The sequence below is a fragment of the Paenibacillus sp. FSL P4-0176 genome, from assembly GCF_037975265.1.
Classification (GTDB): domain Bacteria; phylum Bacillota; class Bacilli; order Paenibacillales; family Paenibacillaceae; genus Paenibacillus; species Paenibacillus amylolyticus.
In genome coordinates this window covers 5329714-5353342 of the sequence record NZ_CP150242.1, presented here as the reverse complement: position 1 = coordinate 5353342, position 23629 = coordinate 5329714, and the positions used below count along the sequence as shown (strand labels likewise).

Genomic DNA, 23629 nt, shown 5'->3' with positions numbered 1-23629 from the left:
CGGTATGCCCTCCAGCCATGATCTTATGTTCCTGTTTAACCCGGTTGCATAGATTGGATCATTGGACCTGACGTGTGGTACCCACAGATAACCTCACCCAATGAATGTCTACTCCCGCACCAAATGACAAAATCCCCTCACATCTACAAGAAGTAGAGACCACGTTATCAAACGTGAAACTCTTACTCCCTGTGGACCTTGAGGGGACTTTTTGCTTGAGCATATTCGAATCGTACTCCCGTTAGCTGGATTTCATAATCCCGCTGTCATCAACTGATTGTACCGCTTGTTGCAATATTTCATTATCCTGAACAAGCGCGAATCGAACGTAACCTTCGCCTGAAGGACCAAAGGCACTGCCTGGGGTTGCGATGACTCCTGCATGTGTAACTAGATCCATGGCAAATTGCTCCGAGCTGTCGTAGTGCGCCGGAATCCGGCTCCAGACGAACATCGTTGCTTCAGGTTTGGCGATGGGCCAACCGAGATTGCTGAATCCATCACAGAGGATGTCTCTTCGCTGTTCATAAATAGCTCTGACCCGTTCAACCTCCGATTGATCACCGGTAATAGCGGCAATTGCTGCTTTTTGGATCGGTAGGAACATCCCGTAATCCATATTGGATTTTAGCTTTTTCAGCATGGAGACCATGGTTGTATTGCCCACACAGAAGCCGATTCGCGCTCCGGCCAGTCCGTACGTTTTTGACAGGGAATTGAATTCCACACCGACGTCCATGGCGCCAGGGAATGCGAGGAAGCTTCCACATGACTTTCCGTCAAATACGAGCTCGCTGTACGCGTTATCGTGAAGCACGATAATATCATACTTCTTGGCAAAGGCAATCAGGTCAAGATAGAACTGATCCGGTGCCATCGCAGTTGTTGGATTGTTAGGATAGGAGACCAGCATGAATTTCGCTCGATGAGCGATATCTTCCGGAATATCCTGAAGCTGAATAACATACCCGTTTTCTTCTTTTTGCGGCATATAATACAGTTCTGCACCGGCCAGTAACGGTCCATCCGCGAAGACGGGATAGCAGGGGTCAGGGACGAGCACCAGATCACCTTCATCGACAATGGAGAGGGATATATGTGCCAGCCCTTCCTGTGAACCGAGCAAGGAACAGATCTGTGTTGCCGGGTCTAACTCGACCTGATAGCGCTGCTTGTACCAATCGCTTGTAGCTTGCAGCAACTCACTCTGATCATTCACAGCATATATATAATTAGCCGGATCAGCTGCGGCCTCGCATAGTGCAGTTATAATATGCTGCGCAGGTGGGATATTCGGCGTACCCACACTGAGATCAATAACGGGCTGCCCGTTCTCCAGTCTGCGGCGTTTGATCTCCAGCAACCGGGTGAAAATTCCTTCGTTGAAATGATCCATTCGTTTGGCAAAGTTCATGATGATGATTCAGCCTCCAATCCTCTTCGTACGCATATTCATTAATAATAAATGGACAGAGACTAAAAGAGAAGAGCAGGGGAAAGCTTGTGGATCATGACTTTACTTTAAACTGGCTTAGTTCGTCTTGCAGTTTGCCAGATAGCTGGTTCAACTGTTTCGACAGATCCGCTACCTGTTCGATACTATCCAGCTGATCCTGCGTGCTGGCGCTTACTTCTTCCGTCGATGCCGAGTTCTCCTCTGTGGTGGAGGAGATAATCTCCAGTGCCTGGAATATCTCATCTTTGTGTTTGTGTACATTGGCGGTATTAGTGGTAATCTGCATCATACGTTGCTGTAGATCTTTCAGGTCTTTGTTAATACTGAAGAATACATGTTTGGTATCTTCTACGGATTTGGCATTCTCCTCCGCAATCTTCATACCGCGCATGGTATGCTCAACCGACAGGGTTGTTTTCTCTTCAATAACATTCACCTTTTTGTTGATTTCCTCTGTTGCCTGAGCCGTCTGTTCTGCAAGTTTGCGGACCTCTTCGGCAACGACGGCAAATCCTCTTCCATGTTCGCCAGCACGTGCAGCCTCAATGGAGGCATTCAGGGCGAGCAGGTTCGTTTGAGAGGCAATCTGTTTGACTGTATCCACAAAACTGGATATTTCATTCCGACTCAGGTCAATCTCCTGGATAATAGAGGACATTGCTTGGGTGGACTGATGGTTTTCCTCGGACCATTTCGATAATTGTTCCACGACCGCAAGTCCTTGGCTGCTTTGATCAGCAGATGTCTGCACGACCGTTCCCATAGCCTGCGCATCGGTAGCAATTTCATCAATTTGGCTGGATAACGAGCCTGTTTTGCGTAAGATATTTTCCGTTTCGATGGACTGATAATTCGTTGCATTGGCAATCTCGTTGATGGCTGTTGATGTGTCATTCATGGTCACAGCCGTTCGTGAGGAGATGGCCTGCAGATCATTCGACGACTGGTTCAGGATTTGCGCCGAGCTGCCGACCATTTGCAGCATGCCCTGAATTTTCTGCACCATGGAATTCAAGCCTGTGGCGATCTGTCCAATTTCATTATTAGATTTGATATCCAGTTTGACAGTCAGGTCACCTTGTTCAATCTGTTTAATCTTGGCCAGCAGCTGTGGTATGGAGCGTAACAGACGGCGAAGGGTAATGTAACAGATAATCACAAGCAGAAGGGTGGCTGCAGCAAAACCGCCAAGTGTAATCCACGTGAATGTTTTTAATTCCGCAAGAACTTCTTCTTCGGATATAGTCAGACCAACGGACCATCCCGTATCTTTGCTGGTAGCGTAGCCGATATATCGACGTTCCCCATTGTCGTTCATAAGTTGTACGCCGTTTTCACCCGCAAGCATTTTCTTGCCGATGTCTCCCATGTCCCCCGTACTGTTCAGGATGTTTTCCTTCAATACCTTCTCTTGATCTGGATGGTACAGAATTTCCCCGCTCTTGGACAGCAACATGGAATAGCCCGTGCTTCCAAGGGAATAACTCTCCATAATCGCCGGGATATCCTTGAATGCAATATCCGCTGCCGCAAAGCCGATCGTGGTGTTGTTTTCGTCTTTGATCGGATAAAAGATACCCATGAGTACATCGCCTGCTGCAATATCAATGTACGGATCGGAGAAATAAAGTCCGTCTGCGTCGGTAACCGGCTTGTAGTATGGACGTGATTGGATATCAAAGTCCGGTGCAGATACGACACCATCATTTTGAATCCAAAAGCCTTTTCCATCCAGGCCCGCGACCCAGGCATCGGCAAACGAAGGCTCTGCCTTAACGATAGCGGCGAGTGTCGCCTGTGTTTCCGCAGCGTAGGTTGAACTTTTCGCATCCGCAGCAGATGCTGTTGTTTCTATGTATTGCTGAAATAATGTGTTGGTGGACATTTGCTTGACCAGTGCACCTTTTTCCTTGAATAGTGCATCAAATTCACTAACAATGGCTTGTGTCTTGGTCTGGAGCATGGATTCCTGCTGTTTCACCAGAATGTTTCGTGTGCTTGCAAACATAAATGTTCCCAGCACGGCAAAGACAACTACGATAATGATCAGCAGCACAATGGACAACGTATTTGCCATACTGGATGTCCGTGCTCCCGTTTTCCCCCACTTGTTCAACATGTTCGACATATTCCATCTCCCCAGATGATTAATAAAAAGCTCAAAACGCCTAAGTTATATGTCGGCTTAATCTATAGTTTTATGTAGATTTCTGTCGAATAATCCTGAAAGCGACGGAAAGGAAAGGCATGAGTATGAGAAGGGCGAAAGGGGAGGGATGAAAAAAGAGGAAAGGAATGAAAAAACGGGATCGGTAGTGGTTCATCCAGGCGATCTTGTTTATAATGGAATGAATTGGAACTATGGATGGAAAAGGGGGATTATCTGTGAGTGAGTTATGGCATGCTTCAATACAGGGGGTTCCATGGAATGCCGAAAAGATGCACCAGGCGGTGCATCTGTTGCGTCGCAGAGCAACGGTTCATTTTCGCGTTGACGCGGATACATACGAGGACCTTGCCGAGCTCGATGCCAAAGTATTCTTTGCCCGGCCGGATCTGATTCTACACATATCACATATGGACCCTAAAGGGGTATATTCATCCGGATTTTTGGGGCGACTGGCACAGTTGAAACATGTGTCTGCCTTGCAGCTTGATCTTTCGCAGGCTCAGGATTTGACGATACTGGGTGCGATGGAGCAACTGCAGTTTCTAAGATTGATTTCACCTGCAAAGGCGACCGTGCTCGATTTTATTAAACACTACAAACGATTGACCTTTCTTGAACTGCGTGGCAAATTCAACGGATTTGCTTCCATTGCGGCATGCCTCCAACTTCATACGCTCATTCTGAACTGCACGGTCGAAAGTGCTGATGTGTTGGCGGAACTGCCTATGCTTCAGTATCTGTCCCTGGATCACTGTGAGTTAAAAGGGGGACTGGATGTATTGACACAGTCGACCATCTCGATGTTGAAGCTCAGCTCTGTTCGCAAACTGACGAGTATTCAGGGACTCGAACAGATGCGTGGGCTGGAATATCTGCATCTGTCCTTGCCCAAGCTGGAGCAGTTATGCGACTTTTCCCATCTGACCTCTCTCAGACAGCTCGAACTGGACTATATGAAATCGTTGCGGGATACCACACATCTATGGACAGCCCGTGCTTTGGAGTCCATTGAACTGAAAGAGATGAATACGGCGCTCAAGGCGGATTCTTTTGCTGGACTAACCGGTTTGGAGCATTTGCGCCAAATCGATTTTCGTTTTATTGATGTTAACAAAGGACGAATTGCAGCTATGCGTGATCACCTGGACAAGGCCGGAAAATCCCATTTGTTATATGAAAATATCCCTGAGCATGAACATCTGAATTCTATAGGTATTGCGCACTTATCGCATGTATTAATGTAAACGGGCTTCTGTCCAGCATGTGTATACAGAGCGCACTCCGGTGAACGGACCGATTGAGGCGTGTAGATGTCATTGCTATCTAGGTGTTCGTATCCGTTAATGCAGGCATGTTGATCTCTTTTACGCAGGCCGCTTTGGACAAGCTGATGATACATCGAACGATGGAGACCATATCCTGCAGGGGAATGCGGGTCCCATCATACTCGGCCAGTGCACGTTCCATCCCGTCTTCATACGGAATTTCTGCCGCCAGTTCTCCCGGGTTGATGCATGTCACCGCGATGCGGTCATTCCTCGTATGTTCTCTTAGAGCCTCCGTAATACCCCGTATGGCAAATTTGGAGGCGACAAAAGAAACCTGGCTGCTGCCTGCATTGCTCAAACCGGCTGTTGAACCAATCAGGATGATCTTGCCTGCTTCAGACTGGCGGAGCTGAGGCAGTAAAGCCTGTATACATACAATTGTAGAAGTCACATTCACATGGATCAGCTGACTGATATCTGCGGGTTCATCCTTATCAAACGTGTAGTGCTCTTCAAATCCTTCCTTTTCCCAGATCCCCACGTTATAAATAAGCACATCCAACGTCTCGCCTTGAAGCTGGCTGGCAACTTGCTCTGCGGCCTGAAGCTCGGAAAGATCAGCCTGAATCCATATTCGCTCGACGCCATCCTCCACGGACAGACTTTCCGGCTTGCTGCGGGAGACCACCCAGACCTTATCACCGGATTGTGGCACACCTCTGACAAATGCATCGCCCAATCCCTTGCTTGCACCAAAGACAATTATATTTTTCAATTAAAGCCCTCCTTATCGATTAGAAATTAATAATATTTACATTAATCTATATCTTACTATAAAGGTGATATATGGAACATGAAGTTTACATGAGGTATGCTTCATCCTTATCAAGAAAAACCACCTCTGCCCCGCAAGGACGGGAGAGAGATGGTTGGAGAGATCATGATGACATTAATGGTAAAGTTTTAACTCGGCGATGGACCACCACCACTCGGGAGTGTCCGCGGTCAAGGCAATTTTGATGTATCGCGCCGTTTGTTTGGAGAACGTATGTGAGATGACAGGTCCTGTTCCCAGTGCTTCCGTAACCCCTTCCCAACGTTCGCCATCATCAGAAGTGAAGAACTGGAAGCTGCGAGCATAATCGTTGCTGCTGCTGCCTGAGTCCATTGTCAAGCGGCTGAAGCTCTGCTTGCTTCCCAGATCAATCTGAACCCATTGATTGGCATGTTGACCAGATGAAGAGGTCCAGCGTGAATTCAGATCGTCATCGAGCATCGCCGCAACATCTTCAGAGGTGGAGGCAGTCGCTGTCCATGATGTTCGATCCAGTTCAACAGGTAGCAGATGATCCTGTTCCCCGGATATCCAAGGTGTCTGATCAGCGGTATAGACCTCTAATTCAGCCACGGACCACCAATGAGAATCGGTACCTGTCTGTACGACCTTAATATAACGTGCCTCATGCGGTGTAAAAGCGATAGAAAGTAGCGCATCTGATCCTTCACCTGAAGTCAAGGATTTTCCCCAATGCTCTCCATCCAGAGAAGTATATATTTCATAACCGCGAGCAAAGTCTTCCCGGCTGTGCGCGCTGTCCAGTACAATCCGATTCACTGGCTGCGAGGCTCCCATATCAAGCTGAATCCATTCGCCGCCTGTTTGAGTCTGACCGGAGGTCCAGCGTGTTTGGTCCGAGCCGTCGAGTATAGCCGCTGCATCGTCTCCGGAGGAAGCTGTCGCGGACCAGCCATCTGGCAGCAGCCTCTTTTGTTTGCCCGTTCCATTATGATGAACAAACAACTCGGAGATCGTCCACCATTGATCGGAATCCCCGATCTGCACCATTTTCACATAACGTGCTTGCTGTTCAGGGAAAGTGATGGACATGCGTCCAGGCGTGCCTTCGCCGCCCGCAATGGATGTGCCCCAGTGTTCACCGTCATCCGAGACATAAATCCGATACTGTCTCGGATAGTCTTCTTTCGCATGGCCCGGGTCCAATTCTATGGCATCAAAAAAGCTCTTCTGGCCGAGGTCAATGGTAATCCATTGTCCTTTGGTTTGCTTCCTACCGTTTGTCCATAGTGTATCTGAACTTCCGTCCAGCATATTGGCTGTAACATCTGCTCCTTGAGTAGAGGAGGCGGTTACGATCCATGAAGAGCGATCTGGAGGCGGTACGGGCTGTGGGAGCTCTGGTGTTGCTTCAAGCTTGCCAAATCGGGCAAGCTTTAGTTCAGAGATCGACCACCAGCTGTCTGCAGAGGAAGTCAATACAATTTTGACATAACGGGCGGTTTGCATGCCCAAATCAACGGACAGACTTGGAGATGTTCCTGCTCCCTCTGCGATAGGCTCGCTCCAGTTCTCGTTATCTTTGGATACGTAGATTTCGTACCCGTGAGCATAATCACCGCCGTTGTTGCCGGAGTTCATGAATACCGTATCCATAGTCTGTTCGCTACCCAGATCGATATGCAGCCAATCGCCGGGCTTCTGAATCTGTCCGGATGACCAGCGTGTAGTCAGATCACCGTCCACCATGCGCTCTACCGGCTCCGAACTGGAGGATGCCGTAATAGTCCATTGGCTCCGATCGAGATAGACTACACCCTGAGAGGCATCCGGCTGTTTAACGACGGAATGTTCCAGCGGGTTAACCTTTACTTGCGCTTTGGCATACACGGTAGCCGAACCCAAAGCGCCATGGGCATTGTAGAAATGAACGGTTTTGACAGTGTCGGACGGATTCCAGATTTGAGCTGTATAGACGCCGTCTTTTTCATACACGGTTGCTGCCGGATCATCTGCCCATATATCCATCGTGCGTGTTCCCGTAGAAGCCATGCTGTGCATGAACCAGTACGCGTTAAAGACTTCATTTTGCTGCATCTCGCTCGTATTCCATTTGGCTAGAGCACCTTGCGGGTCTCCAATGGACTGGAATGGCCAGATAATATGCTGCCATGTGCGCTCCTGCTGACCACCCAGGTCCTTAATGAGACCATTGTAGAGAGCCTTAGTATTCTGCGGATCACGTCCATAATAGGTCATCCATTCCGCTGGCGGCAGCCAGTGAATACCGTAAATATGCTCCGCCTCATTAGAGAAGTACGTTCCATACAGGTAGGCGCTGCCGTACACATGACCTATCGTAGCGTGTTGGTAATCCTCCAGCCAGTTATCCCCGTCATAGTTAAACCAGTATTGCTCGGCAGCTTTCTCTTCGGTCATGAAGCCCCAGATCCCGGTGTCGCGATAGGCTTTGTTGCCTGTCACCTCACCCCACATATATTGGCCGACCCAACTAAAGAGCGCTTCTCCTGCGGCCTCCTGGTTATTCCCGCTGCGATTATCGGCGTAACCACCTGCCCAGGAGTGACCAGCGTACGGATCAAAATTGCGAAGCCATGGAAACTGATCATCTGTCCGTGAAGGATTGGCATAGTCCCGAATCAGAAGCTCAACCATGTCGCCGTAATCTTGCAAGAATGTTTTGTCATATGTGGCCAGTACAGCCGATGCAAAAACGTAATAACCGTAGGTGAAATGATGATCTGTCAATCCGGTATTAACACCGAATCCGCTACCGTAAGGGAAGATGGTTCCCCATTCATCCGAATAATAAAAATAATACGAGTGCAAAGGTTCGTCCGGCGAATAGGTATACCAATCTGTCAAAATGGTTCGAAGCAGGGACAGATAGTTGTCTCGTCGTACCGTATCTCCTATCTGGTCGCTGATGAGCACACCCAGCGCAAGCGGATGAAGCTTTTTCCCTTGCCAGTAAGGATCCTCGCTCATCAGATTGCCTGCGGTATCCGCGTCAAGCTGATCCAGATAGCTGATTAATTGTGCACGCGAGTAGGTTGGATCATCTGGCTCCACAAATTGCGGAATAATGCCATAGAATCGATCCTGTGTCGTAAACGTATTGCCTTCACTTACTTTCATCATGCCGCGAATGGAAGGGTAAGCAAGCTCCGTTACCGGAGTAGTCGCTAGTTTCCATTGGTGCGGCAACAAGGCCATCAGTGTCTCGGAGGAAAAGCCTGCCCGCTTCGTCCGGGTTACCGAGTTGAAGGTAGTCGTTACCAGTGAAGTGCTCTCATTATAATTGTAGTCCACTGTTGTATCGGTTACAAAGGCGTAGGCATGCTGGTAATAATAAGACAGTTCTGCCGCGGACGGCAGGGTAGCCAGTGACAGATAGTTTTCGCTCTGGCCCAGCTTGATTTTGAGCGTATTGCCAAGTTTCATAAATACGGTTCCTTCAGGTGCAAAGATCCCGTAGTTTCTTGTAAAGGTCTGAGGCGTGGGCGCTCTGTCCTGATTGGTTACTTCAACACCGATATGATCGGCCGTCAGAGATTCTCCATCATTCAGAACAATTTCACGGTTCTGATCATCGAAGAGACGTGTGATGTTGGGAGAACGAACAATAATGGTATCCGGGTTATCGAAGGTGTTGTACAGGAAAGGGGAACCTTTCACAAACGTGGTATTCATTTTGGCTGTGTCATCATCGCTCATGATGATCGTTGCAGAATAATCCCCATATCCCGCCACCTTGGTATTTACCTCCGCCGGGTTCATATTGCTGGTGCTCATGATCAGATCCGGTTCACCGTCAGCGTCCATAGAACCACCATCAGCCGAAACGTAACCAGCTCCGGGATTCAGAAGTTGAAGTCCTTGTTTGGTATATCTGCTTTTAAGCGGGAGTGTGACCAGACTGTTGCCATCCCCCAGATCGGATACAAGAATAGACTGCCACCAGTCATTGGAAGGGAGGGGCGCTGTGATGTCAGCCGTGCGATTTTTCGGGTTTTTCGGCTGCAGCATGGTGATGTCATTTACAGCGTAACTGCCGGAACCCACCTTTACCGAGGACGATTCAGGGATATTCGGAATTGTATGCACAGGTTTGGCATCGCCTTCGATATACTCGTAGACGTCGAATGCGTACAGGGAGTATCCGTTGGTTGTTCCTCTGCCAAGTCCGGCTAATTTCACATACCGTGCTTCGGCGTATACCGGAATCTCATCCCGTCCACCGTCGCTGTGCAGTTCCCGGTATAATGTAGTCCACTGGTCTGCATCATTTGATACTTGAATATCGTATGCACGTCCAAAGGCGTTTTCCCATTGTAGGGATACGTTCCCGATTTCCCGGATTAGTCCAAGGTCTACAACAATCCATTCCTGATCTTTGTAGATGGAAGACCAGCGTGTATCCGGACGGCCATCCGTTACATTCCGTGCTTCGTAATTCCCTTTTTCCATTTTGGCTTTATCCTCGGCTGAACGGCTGGGCTCATCAATTTCTTCCGAAGACGCTGTAACCGGTTGTCCTAGTGCAAGGTTCATTGCTAATGGTTTGGGAGGTGGATTTGCTCCGCCCGTCCCATATACATTGAATTCGTATACAGAGACGCCATAGGCTGGCTGTGCTCTTTGATGACTGAACAAGCGCACATATCGTGCCTCCGCTGTGACCTCAATTTCTGTCAGGCCGCCTTGCCCCTTCGTTGTCGAGTAAACAGACTGCCAGTTGACCTCGTCGTTGGATACTTCCAGATCAAAGGCGGAAGCATACGCATTTTCCCACTGGATGGAGATGCCCGAGATGGAGGCCACCGTGCCTAAGTCAACATAGATCCACTGCGGATCTTGCTGCCATATGCTTTCCCAGCGGCTGTTTTTGTTGCCGTCAACCACAAGATCTGCCGTATTGCCGCCCAGAGATGAGGAACTGTACACAGGCCGGTTCAGGGATAACAGATGATGTTCCTCATCAGCGGCGTTCACTTTTGAGACCGGCCACAGCGGGATGCTGCTAATCAACAACAGAACAGATAACAGCAAGTTCATGTAGATGTTGCGTGTTTTTCCTCTTTGACTCGTTCGTACCTTCATATGACTACTCCTTTGTTAGCCCTTGCCATCTCACCAGACAGAGCTTCTCTTCTTCTCTTTCTCGCTACCGTATGTATCATTTTGTTTCCCATGTTGCTTTTGTGAGATGTGAATCCAATGCTCAACACGGGATATTCAGGTGCCCCATTTTGTATATCGATCATTTTGTCTGGAATATAAAGGTTTTTTAATCGTTTTCGTGGAAAAAGAGACATATGTCCTACATAATGTATGGGGAATGTGCAACTGTGAAATCAAGATTCGTAATCGTTGTTCTCCAACAATACGATATCTTCGCCCCGTTGTTGCCTGTGAGCAATATTGTCCCTCCCCCAAGCACACATGACATCCACGATGGTGTTGGCGGTAACGCCATATTCTGTAAGTCCATATTCTACTTTGGGAGGCATCTGTTGGTAGACATGTCTGGTGACAAGGCCGTCCCGCTCCAGCTCGCGCAATTGTTGAATTAACACTTGTTCCGGGATTTTTAAAAGTTAAAAGCTGAAACTCTTCATAAGAAATGTACTGAAAAGGACCTGGCTCACACATGGTGGAGTTCCAGGTCCTGGTCAATAAACGAAACATTAATAACCGAATAAAACTACATTTATTCTACGCGGAAATAATCAAAATCTGCATATCCTCCGGTAGACTTCGTTGCATAATTGAATAGTGCAAACCGATATCCCATAAAGTGTGGCAGGGTGTAAGACATTTGAAGTGTATTGCCAATGGTTGTCCAGTTGCTGCCGTTCAGGCTATAAGCAAAGTAGGCTTTGTCGGTCTGGTTCGTAAAATCACAGATGACGCGTAGATAGATTCTGTTCTGGTTTAATGGCACAGTTGCTACTTCAGTCATGGTGCCGGAGCTGGCATTAGCCATAACGATGGATCTGGTGCTGCCCGTCATTTTTACGCCGACAAAACCATATTTGGCCTGAAAAGCAGCGAGTCCAGCATAATCACCATCCTTCATGCCTGCTGTATCCAAAGCGGTCATCCCTGTGCTTTTTGGACCAAAGGTTCGTTGTGTCAGCGTGTTGCGGGCTTCTAACAGGTTTTTGCTGATTTTGCCTGCGGTTAACCGCATGAAACCGGGCCGCTGGAGCAGGGACCAGTTGGCAGCATCAGGGTTATGATTCCACTGCCAGAAAGTACCGAGACTGGATGTACCAGAAGATGAATTGCTCTTCAGGGAGACGTCATCTACATAAAACGCCATCAAATCATTGGTCGGGTCCGGATTCGAGTTATACGGTGTTTCCACAAAAATAAAGCTTTGGGACAGGTCTGCATTTGACGGAACGGTATACGTGCCTTGAATGGTACCCCACTGTCCACGGGTTAACGTCGCACTGCCCATAATGGTAATTCCGGTATAACTTGCACCGTTCTGGATGCTAAGATTGAACGTTTTGGTTGCAGGACCAGTAGTGTATTTGATCTTTGCCGAAAAAGAGTATGTTCCTCCCGGTACCAGCTTGCCTGTAACCATCTGTTTGGCTCCGCCTGCTGTCTGCTGTCTGCCGCTGACGAGCAGGCTTTTTGTACCGCTGAATGCTTCGGCATTTGTTACGGTGATGTTCGCCGTATTGTTGCTGGTCCACGGCTGAATGTTGCTTTCCTCAAAGCCGCCGTTCACTAACAGTTGCGTTACTGAGGGTGTGCCTGATGTGGTTGCGTTGAACTCATCGGACCCGTAGATTTTGGCAGCAGGCTGACCTTCAACGGGCATATTCATGTTAAGGGGAACCTTGCCGTTCACCCCAAACACAGGCCAGTTATCAGACCACGTCACAGGAACGAGATAGGGGATGCGTCCAATGGCTCCGCTATCACGAAACAGCAAGCCGTACCAAGCGCCGGATGCGGTATCCACGATGCCTCCTTGGGCGATTCCCGAGTCTCTGAGTACAACTTTACCTGTGTATGGACCTGTCAATGTGTTTGCACGATAGGCAAGCTGAATGCGACCATCACCCGAAGGCCAGGCAATCAGGAATACATAGTACATACCATTGATCTTCTGAATGTGTGCTCCTTCTGCCTTTACAATCATGTTGGAGCCGGCAACACTGCTTGCGTTTGGAATCAGGACCTGATTGAGCCCGCCGGATTTAACGGCTTTGGCATCAGGTGTCAGCTCAACGATACTGATGTTATCACTGCCATGAACAAGAAAGGTTCGATTCCCGTCAAACAAAAGGGAGGGGTCATGGTAATAACTGTTCAATGTGTAAGGTGTCCATGGTCCTGTTTCAATATTGCTGGTTTGGTAAATATACGTCTTGCCCGTGGAAAGCGATCCAAAGGCCACATAATATATACCGTTGTTGTACCGCAAACTGCTCGCCCAGGAACCACGCCCATACTCGTTTTGTCCATTGTTCAGATTCTGTATATCCCCGTTTCCAAGCGTATCGTATACATAGTTTACGATGCTCCAGTTGACCAGGTCGTAAGACTTCATGACCGGGACTCCCGGATTCATATGCATCGTTGTGCTTGTCATATAAAATGCATTGCCTACCCGAATGACGTCACTGTCAGGAACATCCGCGTAAATAACCGGATTGCTGAACGTTGCGGCCGAAGCTGCCGGACTTGTCAAAGGGAATGATGTTATAAGCAAAGGAAGAGCGAGTAGAAGAGCACTGATTTTTTTCCACATATTCTATCCTCCCAATTGATCATGTCCTATGAATTAAAGCGAGTACTCCAGATAATCAATGTAAGCATCCCAAGTGCCATTATCCGTTGTTACGACCAGCTTGATTTCCTGATTGCCTGTACCGTGAGTGATGCCGGTGAGGGTTTGAACGGTCGGCTCCGTTCCCGTGAAGTAGAAAGAACCAGCGGTTACACCCCCGATGACCAGATCAACACGGGCTGTATTATTGTTGTTGGAAGCGCCGCGGACAGAGAACTGGTGGGTTGGGAATCCAAAATATTGATTGTATGCTGCATAATCATTGTTCCCGTAAAGAGCGACTCCATTAAAAGGGGAACTGACTACGCCAGCGTATTGACCGCCAAGCGTCATATTCTCGGCTTCGTAACGGGTAACGTTTGGATTGGGATTAGGATTTGGGTTAGGGTTGCCGCCCGAACCGGATGTGAACTGCCAGTAGTCCAGTTTGAACAGATTTCCATTGCCCGAGCCTGTAAACACCAGATACAAACGATGTACCCCTGTAGCATTGGTAACATTGGTCTCCATCTCGCGCCAAGTTTGCGAACCGCCAGTTGAACTTACGTTAAGTGTTCCAACTAGTGGGCCTGTCGGACTGTCCAGTCGAACCTCGATGTTGCCATTTCCGGTAGAAGCGACATTGGCCTTGAACTTGGAGGCTCCAGCTGAGCCAAAATCAACATTGCCGACCGCGATCCAATCCCCGTTATGAATATTAGTGACATTCTGATTGGCTACAGGTCCACCGCTCGCTTGACTCGGTTCAGTGTTAATTCCTGCTTGCCAGCCAATGGTTTCGGCTTCCACGCGGACATACGGGTTGAGGTTAGTGGTCTGAGGTACACCTGTCATATTCCCCTGAACTTCCTGGATTGTTCCATCCGCATTATGTGTCAGTTTGTTGATATGTGTGGAACGGTACCCTTTACCATCACCGAGGAATGCCTTGCTTACCGTTTGCGCATGGTACGCCACATACCATTCGTTGTTGAATTGGAACACGGCATGGTGGTTATTGCCGCCTACACCGAAGAACGTGCCGGGATTTTTCAGAAAGTGTCCTTTATACGTGAAAGGCCCCATCGGGCTGTCGCTGACCATGTATCCGATCTCACCTTTTGGATATGCAGTGGGGTGTGTTCCCGCGAAGTTGATGCAGTAGGAGTAATAATATTTGCCGTTATACTTGTGGATGCCAGAATCTTCGAACATATAAGGAGAATCAATAGTCACAGCACTGCCCACCACACTGGTCATGTCGGCACCGAGACGAATGACCCGAGCTGTTTTGGGATTGGCAATGGAAGCAGCATTGGTATCGTTCGGGATGCCGCCTCCAGCATACAAGTAAGCAGAGCCATCATCATCGACAAGTACAGCCGGATCAAAGAGCCAGGTTACGCCGGACATACCCGGTGTACCGTGAGTCAGGAGGGCACGACCAATTGGATCGGACCACGGTCCAATGGGGGAATCAGCCGTGAGTACGCCAATACCTCCACCCGAGTTGGCAAAGTACAGGAAAAACTTTTCTTTGCCAGCAATGGTTTTCTTCGCCATGGCAGGAGCCCAGGACTGGGTAGCCCATTTGGCAATTCCTTGTCCATTATTGGCATTATTCGCACCCGCTACCGGGATGGAACCATGGTCTGTCCAGTTCACCATGTCAGCTGAGGAAATGACGTTAATTTTCCCAATCGTGCTGTACTGGTTCTCTCGGACAGAGCCGTCACTGTTGTACAGATATGCATCACCTGTCATGTAGACATAGACCCGATTGTTATGGACGAGCACATAAGGATCGGCTCCCAGTTTATGATCGATGAGGGGATTAGAGTTTCCAGGAAGTTTGGCAACGGCTGCATTGGCTGCATGGCTCGATTCAACGGGCAGGGTGACAAAGATTAACAGACACGACAACAACAAAACTAGCGGTTTACGAATCATACGTTTCGCCTCCATGAGATTGGATTAGTTGGTGAGCTGAAATTCAGGATAGCTGAGATGATGAAATGCCGAAAAAACGAAAAGATTTTCCTCATGTCACCCCCTTTTTGAAATAATGGTTAGGTTGGCTGTTAGGATAAGTCTTCATGTTGTCATGTATGGTTTAAGCCAGACAACCTGTGCACCGGGTACGTGGTCACGGCAGCAAGGGGAGTGGCTATAACCCGAAGTAAGCCTGCATCTGTGGGTGCGATTAGAAAAGCTATAATCTGTCAGGTTTCTTTTTGTAATCGCTTTCAATAAAATGGGCTAGAACACTGAAATTTGGCGAAGAAAGAGGTTTGGCCACATTTAAATGTAATTATCTTTCATATTTTCATTTAAATGTTTATTAACTTGACGATATCATATCACAATTTTAAGATAATACAATCTTTTTCTATTTTTTAGTAGAGGATGAAGAAAATGATTATTCTATGTGTTTAACATTGGGCTTGATGGTAAAATACGATCTCATATTCTATAAAACTACACTTTCAAGCATAGCTTTACCCGGCCAACAATTAGATACGAGAAAAAGACGTCTTAAGTTGTGACCGTTTCCCTGGAATCTACCAGAGGAACGGTTATTTTCGTTTTTTTCTGGAATCGATCCTGGTTATATAACAAAATCTACTCTTACTTGCTGACCAACTTTGACATTGCATAATTTCTTCTCTTTGTTGTACATATCCCAGTTTTTGTATAGCCAAAGCCCTGTGCGTAAAAGGTTATTAAGTGATAATGGTGGGTTGCCCCCTGTGTTTTGTCCACACCGTTGATTGAGTGTTTGAATATTACTATCGAGTGAGCTTATGCCAAATACTGCTAGAGTCAGAGGTTCATAAAGGTGGGATGGGAAAAATGGCTATTTTGTCAACTGGGCCGATTGAAAACAATCCGGTTTCCGGGGTTAGACCGACACAACAGGTAACAATTAGATTGGTAAGTCGGGCTGAGGTGGATTCTGTAACAGTATCCATTCAGGGGTATGTGCTAAGCACAACAAGAACGCTGTATGTGAGTGAAGTAATCAGTATTGCTCCTAATGAAGCAGTGACCAGAACTTATTTTGCAGATTTAGCTGCTTTTGAGTTTGTTTTTGGAACAGACGTGGAAGGTGTGGAGGAAGTAGGGATTTCAGTGTGGGGCAAACAAGCCTCTGGGCAATTGGTAGATGCACACCGGGTGGTGGAGCACGAAAAAACAGTTAATGACATCTAGGAGATCAGAAATCCCCAAAAGAGGAGATGTAGCGATGAGCTTTTTATCAACAGGGCCAATAGAAAATAATGCTGTTAGCGGTGTAAGGCCGACTCAGACAGTTACAGTCAAAATTGATAACCGTAGTGATGTGAGTACCTCAACCATACAAATACAAGGGTATTACATGAGTGGTGGAATGAGGGTTCTGTATGTCAGTGAGTCTTTTGACATCGCACCTAATCAAATAGTAACCAACAACTATTTTGCCAATTTAGATGCCTTCGAGTTTACTTTTACAACAACAGCGACGGTTAATGATCCTGTTCAAGTGTCCGTATGGGGTAAGAGCAGCACAGGCGCATTGGTAACAGCCCATCGTTTGGTTTCTTCCGAATTGCTGGGTGAAACCCCAAGCATCAACGGAGCTACAGGCGCAACCGGGGCTACGGGGGCGACAGGCACACCAGGGACAGCTGGAGTGACAGGTGCAACAGGAGCACAAGGCACAGCGGGAACAACAGGAGCAACTGGAGCAACAGGCACAGCAGGTACAACGGGAGTAACCGGAGCAACAGGCACGGCAGGTACAACCGGAGTAACAGGAGCGACAGGCACAGCAGGTACAACCGGAGTAACAGGAGCGACAGGCACAGCAGGTACAACCGGAGTAACAGGAGCGACAGGCACAGCAGGTACAACGGGTGTAACCGGAGCGACAGGCGCATCAGGTACAACCGGAGTAACAGGAACGACAGGCACAGCAGGTACAACTGGAGTAACGGGAGCGACAGGCACGCCAGGTACAACGGGTGTAACAGGTGCGACAGGCGCAGCAGGTACAACCGGAGTAACGGGAGCGACAGGCACAGCAGGTACAACCGGAGTAACGGGAGCGACAGGCACAGCAGGTACAACCGGAGTAACGGGAGCGACAGGCACAGCAGGTACAACCGGAGTAACGGGAGCGACAGGCACGCCAGGTACAACAGGTGTAACAGGAGCGACAGGCACGGCAGGTACAACAGGAGCAACAGGAGAAACAGGCGCAGCAGGTACAACGGGAGTAACGGGAGCAACAGGCGTAGCAGGTACAACTGGAGTAACGGGAGCAACAGGCACAGCAGGTACAACGGGTGTAACAGGTGCGACAGGCACGCCAGGTACAACGGGTGTAACAGGTACAACAGGTGTAACCGGAGCAACAGGTACAACCGGGGCTACGGGTGCGAGTGGTTCTGGAACAATTATTCCTTATGCATCAGGACTTCCCGTTGTGTTGACTACAGTTTTGGGTGGACTTTTGAATACTTCCAGTTTAGTTGGTTTTGGCAACAGTTCTACCGGAGTAAGTGTTAACGGAGGAATTATTGATCTCACAGGCGCTGCAGGCACATTGCTTAACTTTGCTTTCTCAGCATCGCGTGCAGGAACGATTACTTCACTGGCCGCTTATTTCAGCACAACAGCCGGACTTAGTTTGGTTGGATCTACAGTAACCTTAACTGCACAATTATTCCGATCCACTACACCTAATAACTCCTTTACAGCTGTACCGGGTGCATTGGTAACTTTAGCTCCTCCACTGACCGGCATTTTGGCACTGGGTACAATATCCAGCGGGGTGACTACAGGACTGAGTATTCCGGTATCTGCCGGTGACCGCCTGCTTATGGTGTTCTCAGCATCAGTAACAGCCGGAATTGATGTGGCTACAACGGTAGCCGGATATGCAAGTGGGGGCCTTACCATCACTTAACGGAAAATGGGCTATATAACAAGTTTAAAGACAGGGACTCTTGCCAACATGGTGAGAGGTCCCTGTTTATGTGTGTGCTTTTGTTTTCAAACTCTCTTCAAATGAAAGATAAGGACTATACAAAAACATAAAAAGACGAGGATTGCTCCTCGCCTCGTACATACCGTGGCCTAGTCAATTTCACTCTGTTTTGGTTAGGCTGTCTATGACAAATTTAAGTTGGGCTTCCAACGAAATTGGGTCACTAAACACGAAGCCACGGCTTTCCTCGCGATAAACGTGATTATTCTGGACAGCAGGGAGGTTATCCCAGATAGGACCTTCAAAAACGGAATCTCCACTCTCATCACCTGTCCATCCACTTACAAAGATATAATCTCCTGCATAGTGTGGTAACAATTCAAGTGATAACTTGGCCCAACCTTTGCCGCTATCGATGGCTTCCTTCTGAATGATCGGCGGTGCCTTCAGGTCAAACTCGCCATAAATAATATCTCCACCTCTACCAAAGCTCCCGTAGGCATAAAATTCTTTGGCACTTCCCGTATCAAAAATCGAAACCGTGCGATCACCTACCGCTTGCTCCACGAGTGGTTTATATTCAGCGATTTTAGCATCCCACTCTGCGATCCAGGCCTTCGCTTGCTCTTCTCTACCAGTCATCTTGCCAAAATCCATCAATTGCTCCCGTAGAGGTATTCCATATTCAACAGCGACGGTCGGCGCAATTTTGGACAGCTTTTCGATCGTTTCAGGGTCATTCCAAACGACAATTAAATCCGGCTGCAGCTCCATGATTTTCTCGTAGGGTACATCGTTACCGATGTTGACAACGTCATCGAGCTTTCCTTCTGTATAACTGTTAAAGGACTCATCACCAGTTCCAACAGGCTTAAGGCCAAGAGCTAGCAAATGACCGGTAAAGGCTCCTGCAACCATTACGACCCTTTGAGGTTTTTTGGGGATTTGTACTTCACCGTTAACCGCAGAATAGGTTACCATCTCCGAGCTTCCGTTTGTGGTGCTACTGATATTACTCTCTGCACCTACAGTTGGACTTTGCGTACTGCCAGTGCTTCCATTCGTGTTTGCTGGCCTGGAACATGCGCTAACCAATAGAGTTAGGCACAACAGTAGGGTAATTCCTACAGGTAGTTTGCTTCTATACATCCGTAAATCTCCTTTTTCGCTATGTTGATAATGATTATCATCTCTGATATCAATATAACGACGGAGTTTACTCGGAGCAATGGATGATCGAAGCCTAAGGATAGGACGATAAGAACCTTTTGTCACTTGTCCGGACTCATCCTTGAATTGCTTTGGTGTGACTCCCGTATGTTTTTTGAACATTCTTATAAAATAGGATACATCAGCATATCCGACGCTTGCAGCGACTTCTTGCAGAGATAACTCGGTCTTTTGCAACAGCGTTACTGCTTTGTTCATCCTAATACCGATTAAGTAATCGATTAGACTTGCGCCAGTTTCACGTCGGAAGTACTTGGACAGATAAGGGACGCTGTAATGGAATGTATGAGCGAGGGTTTCCCGCGTCAGCGGCTTGGCGTAGTGCTCCTGCATATAGCGAATAAGCTGAGAAGCAAGGTTAGGCCTAACAATGCTTACCTGCTGTTGATCCATTTGTCTGAGCAATTCATATACAAATTGATAGAATAGTGTTTTGGTATGGAGTCGCTCCAAGCGTCCCGGTTTATTCCACTCGCCCAGCATTCGCTCAGTGATTTCGTAGAGGATGGCAGGATGATATGGAATAAAACCGTACTGGAGGTGGAATGGCAATGGTTGATCCGGTTGTTGAAGTGTATGCTGCTTGCCAGGCGGCGGTAAGGAGGCTTTATAGAAAATCAGGTAATAATGAAAGGATTCGTCCGTTAGGATGATGTCCAGACGGGTGTTTTTGCCCCCATGAAGCATATAAAATGGTTTGGTAGCATGCTCATTTCCGTCTAAGATCACGGTTGCATTGCCATCCGTTACGTACAAAAAGGCGCTGGCAGGGAACAGGTAAGGACGTACGCACTCGTCGGCCTGTATGACAATATGTCGTACATCCATGATTTTGAGCGATGCACAATTCCAGATGAGTATGTGTTCTTGTACATTCAAGGTTGCTTTCAATAGAGAGTTGTCTTCCTTCCATGAGCTGTTGAAGCCAGCCTTTTATGTGGTGAGGTTATTATATAATAATATTAGTGGCTTTTTGTCACTTTCCAAAACGTTCCCCGTTTCCTTTATAGTCTTCCAAAGGCTACGATCAACGCAAGAACTATAAAAAAGATATTAACGCCAAGCTCCCGGTACTCTTTACGCCGAATATGAAACAGCATCCCGAACAGGGTGACCGTAGCCAAAGCGATTGCCGCGATCGGCGTAAGCACCGGAGTGATGTTCAGTGCCCAAGGCAAAACAAGGCCCAGCGCTCCTAGTAGCTCCGCGATACCGATCCAAATAACTAGACTTTTTGGCACATCATTGACCCAGGCCCAGGTCTTTTTTGACGACTCGATACGAATGGTTTTCATCCATCCTGAATATATGAAACCTAGCGCCAATATAAGTTGTACGATCCATAACGTTACATTCATCTTTTCTTATCCCCTCACTTGCTCGATTTTAATATCTGCCTCTATACTAAAGTGAGAAGGCCCAATCTGGAAGTAGGCACTTAAACCTAACCAGGTAACCAAAAGTATACCCGGGTATGGTCAGAAAGTGAGGAATAAGAATGACGGTATATTGCAAATTCGGAACGGCCTTGGATATCCTTACGGGTAAATGGAAATCTTTGATTCTTCTACGACTGCTGAGCAACGGTACAATGCGGTTCAGCGAATTACAAAAAGCCATTCCAGATATTTCGAAAAAGATGCTGACCCAGCAGTTAAAAGAACTTGAGTATCACGATATTGTGCATCGCGAAGTATATGCTCAAATTCCGCCTAAGGTCGAATACTCGATTACGGAGTACGGACAGCTCATGAAACCTGTGCTCCAGACAATGAGCGACTGGGGAGCCAGCCATATGCAGCATATGGAGAAGCTGTACGGGGAAGAAGACGAAAAAGGAGCACACCCATCCGAACTTCGGAAAATCGATTCCTTGGGGGGATAGGGTGACAAGGGAGAGTTAGTTTTGAATAAACAAAAAATTGTGATCATTGGTGCAGGGATTGTTGGGGCGTGTATGGCCTATCATCTAGCCAAACGAAATCAAGATGTAACTGTTATTGAACGGCACTCAGCCGCGGCGCGCGAAGTCACGGAAAAATCATTTGCCTGGATACATACGACGCATAGAGTGGCTCCTGAATACTGGCATTTGTACGATGCAGCTGTGGAAGAATATCACACACTTCAGCAAGAGTTGTCCGAACTGAAAATTCATTGGCATGGCGCGCTAACTTGGGACACTCCGCCTCTAAGGGAGCAACACTTTCAAAAATTAAACCGGGAGCAGCTTGAGGCATTGGAGCCCAATCTGAAGGAATATCCGGATGAAGCCATGTTTGTCAGCGAAGAAGGTGCGGTGGACCCTATTGCGGTAACGGAGCTGTTGTTGAGCAAAGCGCAAGAGTACGGAGCAAAGATTCAGTTCGACACCAACGTTACACAGCTGAAGCAAGAGGGTTCCCATCTGGTTGGTGTTCATACATCCAAGGGTTTTGTGGAGTCGGATGTTGTGGTATTGGCTGCAGGAACAGGTACACCCGAACTTTGTAACCCGTTAGGTTGTCACGTGCCGGTAACTTCGTCACCTTCGATTCTGATTCGGATGAAAACTGCTAATAAACTGATACACACATTAATCTCCAATGCGCAATTTGAAGCGCGTCAACTGACAGATTATACGCTGCTGGCTGCGGAAGATTATATCGACGAGTCGGAGGCAAATGGACCACAGGCGGTCGGTAAGCGAGCTTACGACACATTGCGTCGCAGTCTCAAGCACGGAAATCAACTGGAACTGGAAAGCATAAAGGTTGGATGGAGACCCATGCCTGAAGACGGTTATCCGATTGTGGGCTTCCATAATCACATGAATGGACTTTATCTGACGCTAATGCATTCTGCAATTACGCTGGCGCCGCTGATTGCGAATCTGGCTGCAAGTGAAATTATTGATGGCAAATCAAGAAATGAATTAGACCCTTGTCGCCTCTCACGGTTCTAGGGTCACTCCACAACGAAAAGGACATCGCTCAAGTGGCGATGTCCTTTTTCGTTGTGTATATTTGTTGGAGTCTTTTACACATCCCCAGTAGCCACCGGATTTTGTCATAACTAATCCCTTGGCTTTAGCTTTTTTTGCATATTTTCATGTTCGCAGCCGCTGGCGATTGGCAATTCCATGCTAGCTATTCATCTACCTGTGAATCTCGCTAGCGGATTTGGCACCTTGACTTTCAAGCCACGGGATCAGTTCGGATGAAAAATTGCGTTTTGCTGTGTCCAGCGGAGTCATTCCATCCCAGCTGGCTGTCCAGTTCAGTTCGGCGCCTTGGTCAAGCAGGTACTCGGCTGTTTCTCTTTGACCTCCATGGCAAGCACACCAGAAGGCAACGGTTACTGCATCGGGAGGAGAAGGGGAGGTGCTTGTTCCCCAAGAATAACGTTCCGGGAGTTGGGCTCCTTTAAAATGTTCTTGTATGGCGTGAATATCTCCAAGGGCAGCCGCATGCCAAAGGGCAAAGATCGCGCCGCGCTCAACCAAGCGTCGTGCTGCATTCCATTGTGCAAAAGCAATAGCATCGTCCAGCGGCGTGCCACCGGCGATCACCGCGCCAGGCGTTTCAATGTCTGCGCCAGCATCAAGAAGGGCATCAAGCACTTGAACATCATTGGAGCTTGCAGCCCAATGCAAAGGTGTCTCGATGTTTGGACCGACAAAAGGAGCGTTCACTTCCGCACCAAACTTGGTCAATACTCGCACGGCATCCGCTCCATTAGGGAAGTGCCCCGGCCAATCCGTCACCACGTGCAGCAACGTTCGAGAGATATTAGAGTCGGCATCTACGTTGTCAGGCTTTCTTTCCAATATTCTTATCTTTGCCAATCCCGGATTCTCTGCCAGCAGTTGCTCTAACGTTGGAATATCTCCAGTGTGAATGGCTTGAATAACGCTCACTGCAAGTTTTTCATCTTCGTGAA

Annotated in this window: 15 protein-coding genes; 5 read left to right on the top strand and 10 right to left on the bottom strand. The window is 47.9% G+C overall.

Annotation, left to right across the window (positions count from 1 at the left end; translation table 11 throughout):
* Nucleotides 1–241: 241 nt before the first annotated feature.
* A complete protein-coding gene (locus MKY95_RS24835) occupies nt 242–1414 on the bottom strand; it encodes an aminotransferase class I/II-fold pyridoxal phosphate-dependent enzyme (RefSeq protein WP_339194890.1) in 1173 nt (390 codons plus the stop codon).
* 94 nt (nt 1415–1508) lie between these two features.
* Complete coding sequence (locus MKY95_RS24830) at nt 1509–3584, bottom strand: methyl-accepting chemotaxis protein (protein WP_339194887.1); 2076 nt, start codon at nt 3582–3584, stop codon at nt 1509–1511.
* A gap of 257 nt (nt 3585–3841) precedes the next feature.
* On the opposite strand from MKY95_RS24830, the gene MKY95_RS24825 reads away from it, so the two are divergent.
* On the top strand, nt 3842–4870 hold the full coding sequence (locus MKY95_RS24825; protein ID WP_339194885.1) for a hypothetical protein: 1029 nt from the start codon (nt 3842–3844) through the stop codon (nt 4868–4870).
* Between the two features lie 79 nt (nt 4871–4949).
* Here the strand turns inward: MKY95_RS24825 and MKY95_RS24820 are convergent, their stop codons facing one another.
* From MKY95_RS24820 to MKY95_RS24800, 5 genes are all read right to left on the bottom strand, one after another.
* On the bottom strand, nt 4950–5669 hold the full coding sequence (locus MKY95_RS24820; protein ID WP_036617480.1) for an SDR family NAD(P)-dependent oxidoreductase: 720 nt from the start codon (nt 5667–5669) through the stop codon (nt 4950–4952).
* Nucleotides 5670–5843: 174 nt separating this feature from the next.
* A complete protein-coding gene (locus tag MKY95_RS24815) occupies nt 5844–10814 on the bottom strand; it encodes a discoidin domain-containing protein (protein WP_339194883.1) in 4971 nt (1656 codons plus the stop codon).
* A gap of 254 nt (nt 10815–11068) precedes the next feature.
* Entirely contained in the window at nt 11069–11302 is a 234-nt protein-coding gene (locus MKY95_RS24810; protein WP_339200037.1) for a helix-turn-helix domain-containing protein, read from the bottom strand.
* A 122-nt stretch (nt 11303–11424) separates the two neighbouring features.
* Nucleotides 11425–13488 carry a family 43 glycosylhydrolase gene (locus tag MKY95_RS24805; protein WP_339194879.1) on the bottom strand — a complete coding sequence of 688 codons (2064 nt, stop codon included), beginning with the start codon at nt 13486–13488 and terminating at the stop codon, nt 11425–11427.
* Between the two features lie 33 nt (nt 13489–13521).
* Nucleotides 13522–15456, bottom strand: a complete 1935-nt coding sequence (locus MKY95_RS24800; RefSeq protein ID WP_339194876.1) for a carbohydrate-binding protein — start codon at nt 15454–15456, stop codon at nt 13522–13524.
* A gap of 903 nt (nt 15457–16359) precedes the next feature.
* Between MKY95_RS24800 and MKY95_RS24795 the strand changes: the two genes are divergently transcribed.
* Together MKY95_RS24795 and MKY95_RS24790 are read left to right on the top strand one after the other, a co-directional pair.
* Complete coding sequence (locus MKY95_RS24795) at nt 16360–16719, top strand: hypothetical protein (protein ID WP_036617491.1); 360 nt, start codon at nt 16360–16362, stop codon at nt 16717–16719.
* Nucleotides 16720–16753: 34 nt separating this feature from the next.
* Nucleotides 16754–18457: an exosporium glycoprotein BclB-related protein gene (locus tag MKY95_RS24790; protein ID WP_339194872.1), complete on the top strand. Its 1704-nt coding sequence runs from the start codon at nt 16754–16756 to the stop codon at nt 18455–18457.
* Nucleotides 18458–18637: 180 nt separating this feature from the next.
* On the opposite strand, the gene MKY95_RS24785 is transcribed toward MKY95_RS24790, so the two are convergent.
* Both MKY95_RS24785 and MKY95_RS24780 read right to left on the bottom strand, forming a co-directional pair.
* Entirely contained in the window at nt 18638–20536 is a 1899-nt protein-coding gene (locus tag MKY95_RS24785; protein ID WP_339194870.1) for an AraC family transcriptional regulator, read from the bottom strand.
* Nucleotides 20537–20712: 176 nt separating this feature from the next.
* Nucleotides 20713–21066, bottom strand: a complete 354-nt coding sequence (locus MKY95_RS24780) for a DoxX family protein (RefSeq protein ID WP_339194867.1) — start codon at nt 21064–21066, stop codon at nt 20713–20715.
* A 140-nt stretch (nt 21067–21206) separates the two neighbouring features.
* Between MKY95_RS24780 and MKY95_RS24775 the strand changes: the two genes are divergently transcribed.
* Complete coding sequence (locus MKY95_RS24775) at nt 21207–21593, top strand: helix-turn-helix domain-containing protein (RefSeq protein ID WP_339194865.1); 387 nt, start codon at nt 21207–21209, stop codon at nt 21591–21593.
* Between the two features lie 21 nt (nt 21594–21614).
* Entirely contained in the window at nt 21615–22652 is a 1038-nt protein-coding gene (locus tag MKY95_RS24770; protein WP_339194864.1) for an FAD-dependent oxidoreductase, read from the top strand.
* A 192-nt stretch (nt 22653–22844) separates the two neighbouring features.
* Here MKY95_RS24770 and MKY95_RS24765 read toward each other — a convergent pair whose 3' ends face one another.
* Complete coding sequence (locus MKY95_RS24765; RefSeq protein ID WP_339194863.1) at nt 22845–23606, bottom strand: ankyrin repeat domain-containing protein; 762 nt, start codon at nt 23604–23606, stop codon at nt 22845–22847.
* Nucleotides 23607–23629: the final 23 nt, after the last annotated feature.

Coding starts and splice junctions, on each gene's coding strand:
- MKY95_RS24835 (WP_339194890.1), bottom strand. CDS start 1,414: ATGAACTTTGCCAAACGAATGGATCATTTCAACGAAGGAATTTTCACC.
- MKY95_RS24830 (WP_339194887.1), bottom strand. CDS start 3,584: ATGTCGAACATGTTGAACAAGTGGGGGAAAACGGGAGCACGGACATCC.
- MKY95_RS24815 (WP_339194883.1), bottom strand. CDS start 10,814: ATGAAGGTACGAACGAGTCAAAGAGGAAAAACACGCAACATCTACATG.
- MKY95_RS24805 (WP_339194879.1), bottom strand. CDS start 13,488: ATGTGGAAAAAAATCAGTGCTCTTCTACTCGCTCTTCCTTTGCTTATA.
- MKY95_RS24800 (WP_339194876.1), bottom strand. CDS start 15,456: ATGATTCGTAAACCGCTAGTTTTGTTGTTGTCGTGTCTGTTAATCTTT.
- MKY95_RS24795 (WP_036617491.1), top strand. CDS start 16,360: ATGGCTATTTTGTCAACTGGGCCGATTGAAAACAATCCGGTTTCCGGG.
- MKY95_RS24790 (WP_339194872.1), top strand. CDS start 16,754: ATGAGCTTTTTATCAACAGGGCCAATAGAAAATAATGCTGTTAGCGGT.
- MKY95_RS24785 (WP_339194870.1), bottom strand. CDS start 20,536: ATGGATGTACGACATATTGTCATACAGGCCGACGAGTGCGTACGTCCT.
- MKY95_RS24780 (WP_339194867.1), bottom strand. CDS start 21,066: ATGAATGTAACGTTATGGATCGTACAACTTATATTGGCGCTAGGTTTC.
- MKY95_RS24775 (WP_339194865.1), top strand. CDS start 21,207: ATGACGGTATATTGCAAATTCGGAACGGCCTTGGATATCCTTACGGGT.